Annotated in this window: 3 protein-coding genes; 1 reads left to right on the forward strand and 2 read right to left on the reverse strand. The window is 67.0% G+C overall.

Features of this window, described 5'->3' with window-relative positions:
* The coding region (locus tag AB3X43_RS06730; protein ID WP_369429094.1) for an excisionase family DNA-binding protein at positions 1 to 125 on the reverse strand (125 nt) is incomplete at its 3' end.
* Positions 126 to 385: 260 nt separating this feature from the next.
* On the opposite strand from AB3X43_RS06730, the gene greB reads away from it, so the two are divergent.
* Entirely contained in the window at positions 386 to 952 is a 567-nt protein-coding gene (gene greB, locus AB3X43_RS06735; protein WP_369429092.1) for a transcription elongation factor GreB, read from the forward strand.
* A gap of 15 nt (positions 953 to 967) precedes the next feature.
* On the opposite strand, the gene AB3X43_RS06740 is transcribed toward greB, so the two are convergent.
* The coding region (locus AB3X43_RS06740) for a RelA/SpoT family protein (protein ID WP_369429093.1) at positions 968 to 3,171 on the reverse strand (2,204 nt) is incomplete at its 5' end.

Raw genomic sequence — 3,171 nt, forward strand, 5'->3', positions numbered from 1 at the left:
GCGGGCAGGGTTCCTGCTTCGACCCAGAGCTGGACGGTGCGCAGCGACACACCCAATCGCTGGGCGGCCTCGCGGGTGGTCAACAATGGGTCCATCGGATCTTGAGCAAAATGGGGACGGGACATGGCAGGGGGTCCTCAAAAATACCTATCGGGCGAACCAGCCAACGTCAGTTGATCGGATTCGCAGGTCTCCAGCACTTATTTCTTCTGTGACGTGCCAAGGTCATCGGCATGTCACTTCCCCTGCTGTAGGACCGGACGTTTCAAAGTGTGACGTATTTCGCTACCCAATTACGAATTCCGCACATCCAGTGTGATGGCCGTGCACCACAAACCCCGCAATCGCGGGACCAAACAGTACCGATGATCCCGCAATTCTGATCATGAGCAAAGCATTTCAGCCTGAAGCGTCGGACAACGACGACGATGAGCCCGCGAACGGTCTGCCCCCGCTGCCGGCCGGTACACGAAACTACATGACCCCGCAAGGCTGGCGCAGCCTGCGCGCCGAGCTGATGCAACTGCTAGACGAAGAGCGGCCGCGGGTGGTGGAGATCGTGTCGTGGGCCGCCAAGAACGGCGACCGCTCGGAGAATGGGGATTACCTTTATGGCAAGAAGCGTCTGCGCGAGATCGACCGCCGCATCCGCTACCTGACGCGGCGTCTGGACATCGCCGAAGTGGCGGACCCGTCGGCGCACCATGGCAAGGACCAGATCTTCTTCGGCGCCACGGTCACCTACGCCGACGGCGATGGGGTGGAGCACACCATCACCATCAAGGGCATCGACGAGGCCGACAACCTGAACGGCGAGGTGAGCTGGGTGGCGCCGATTGCCCGCGCGCTGATCAAGGCGCGCGAGGGCGACGAGGTGCAGCTGATGACGCCAGGCGGGCTGCAGCGGCTGGAGGTGGTGGCCGTGCACTACCCTGCACCGGACGTGGCTTGAGCCGGGTCCGGAACTTCAGGGCTTGACGCGGGACACGCGCACCACCGACGGGCAGCGCCGCACCACGCGCAGCACATCCGCCAGATGCTGCCGGTCGCGCACCGCGAGCGTGAGCTTCAGCTCGGAGGTCTCGTCTGCGCGGGTCGGGTCCATGTCGATGTGGGCGATGTCGGCTTCGGCATGGCTCACGGCCTGCGCCACCTCGGCCAGCACGCCCTTGCCGTTGTGCACCAGCACGGCCACCGCGGTGCGGAAGGTCCGCGCCGGCTGCTCGGCCCACTCGACGCCCAGCCAGCGCTCGGGGTCGCGCTCGAAGTGGCGCTTGCCCACCGAGCAGTCGCTGGTGTGCACCGTGAGCCCTTCGCCACGGCCGAGGTAGCCGACGATCTCGTCGCCCGGGATCGGCTGGCAGCAGGTGGCGAGCTGGATGGTGGCGTTCTCGCTGCCGTCGATGACGACGGTGCCCTGGGTCGGCGCTTCCTGGTCGGTGGCGTAGCGGCCCATGCTGAGTGTCAGCGCGTCGGGACGCCGGCCCTGCTCGACCATCTTGCGTGCCAGGCGCTTGGCCACGATGACGGCGATCTTGCGGCCCAGGCCGATGTCGGTGAGCAGCTCGCGCCGGTTGCGGTTGCCACTCCAGCGCACCAGCGATTGCCACAGCGTCGCGTCCGCCTCGCTGAGACTGCTGTCATCGACGCCCGGCAGCTGCAGCCCTTCGGTGCGCAGCGCCTGCGCCAGCAGCTTGAGGCCCAGGTCATACGACTCCTCGGCCTCCATGTTCTTCAGGTAATGGCGGATCTTGGAGCGTGCCTTGCCGGTGCGCACGAAGTTGAGCCAGGCCGGATTGGGACGCGCCGACGGGGCCGTGATGATCTCGACCACGTCGCCCGAGTTCAGCTCGGTGCGCAGCGCCACCGGCTCGCCATTGACCCGCGCCGCGACGCAGTGGTCGCCCACCCGCGAGTGGATCGCGTAGGCGAAGTCCACCGGCGTGGCGCCCCGCGGCAGCGCCAGGATCTTGCTCTTGGGCGTGAAGAGGTAGATCGATTCCGGGAACAAGTCGATCTTGACGTGCTCGAGGAACTCGGCCGAGTCGCGCGTCTCGCTCTGGATATCGACCAGCGACTGCAGCCACATGGTGCCGAGGTGCTTGGTGTCCGGCGGCTCGCTGCCGCCGCCGGTCTTGTACATCCAGTGCGCGGCAATGCCGGCCTCCGCCACCGCATGCATCGCCGCCGTGCGGATCTGGAACTCCACGGCCGTACCGACCGGACTCACCACCGTGGTGTGCAGCGACTGGTAGCCATTGGCCTTGGGGATGGCGATGTAGTCCTTGAAGCGGCCCGGCACCGGCTTGTACAGCTGGTGCAGCACACCCAGCGCCAGGTAGCACTCCGGCAAGGTCGCCACGACGAGCCGGAAGCCGAAGATGTCGCTCATCTGCGCGAAGCTGAGGTGCTTCTCGCGCATCTTGGTGTAGATCGAGTGCACGGTCTTCTCGCGACCATAGACCTGCGCCGGCACCTCGGCCTGCGTCAGCGAGATCTCGACCTCCTCGCGCACCCGCTCGACCATGTCACGGCGGTGGCCGCGGGCCTTGTCCACGGCGCGCGACAGCGCCGCGTGGCGCCACGGCTGCAGGAAGCTGAACGACAGCTCCTGCAGCTCGCGGTAGCACTGGTTCAGCCCGAGCCGGTGCGCGATCGGCGCATAGATCTCCAGCGTCTCGCGGGCGATGCGGCCGCGCTTGTTCTGCGCCATGGCGCCCATCGTGCGCATGTTGTGCATGCGGTCGGCGAGCTTGATCAGGATGACGCGCACGTCGCGCGCCATCGCCAGCAGCATCTTGCGGAAGGACTCGGCCTGCGACTCCTCGCGGGTGGAGAACTGCAGCTTGTCGAGCTTGGTCAGGCCGTCGACGATGTCGGCGGTGGGTGTGCCGAAGCGCTCGACCAGCTCTGCCTTGGTCACGCCGCAGTCTTCCATCGCGTCGTGCATCAGCGCGGCCATGATGGCCTGGGCATCGAGCTTCCAGTCGGCGCACAGGCCGGCGACCGCGATCGGGTGCGTGATGTAGGGCTCGCCGCTGGCACGGAACTGGCCCAGGTGGGCCTGGTCGGCGAAGCGGTAGGCCTCGCGCACGCGGCGCACGTCGGCCTCGTCCAGGTAGTCGAGCTTGGCTGTGAGCACCGCGAAGGAGGCGGCACTCGCCCCGTGCG

It is taken from the genome of Sphaerotilus sp. (assembly GCF_041083715.1).
Classification (GTDB): Bacteria; Pseudomonadota; Gammaproteobacteria; order Burkholderiales; family Burkholderiaceae_C; genus Sphaerotilus.

Excerpts from the sequence above, each read along its gene's own strand:
- greB (WP_369429092.1), top strand. The coding sequence starts at position 386 with ATGAGCAAAGCATTTCAGCCTGAAGCGTCGGACAACGACGACGATGAG.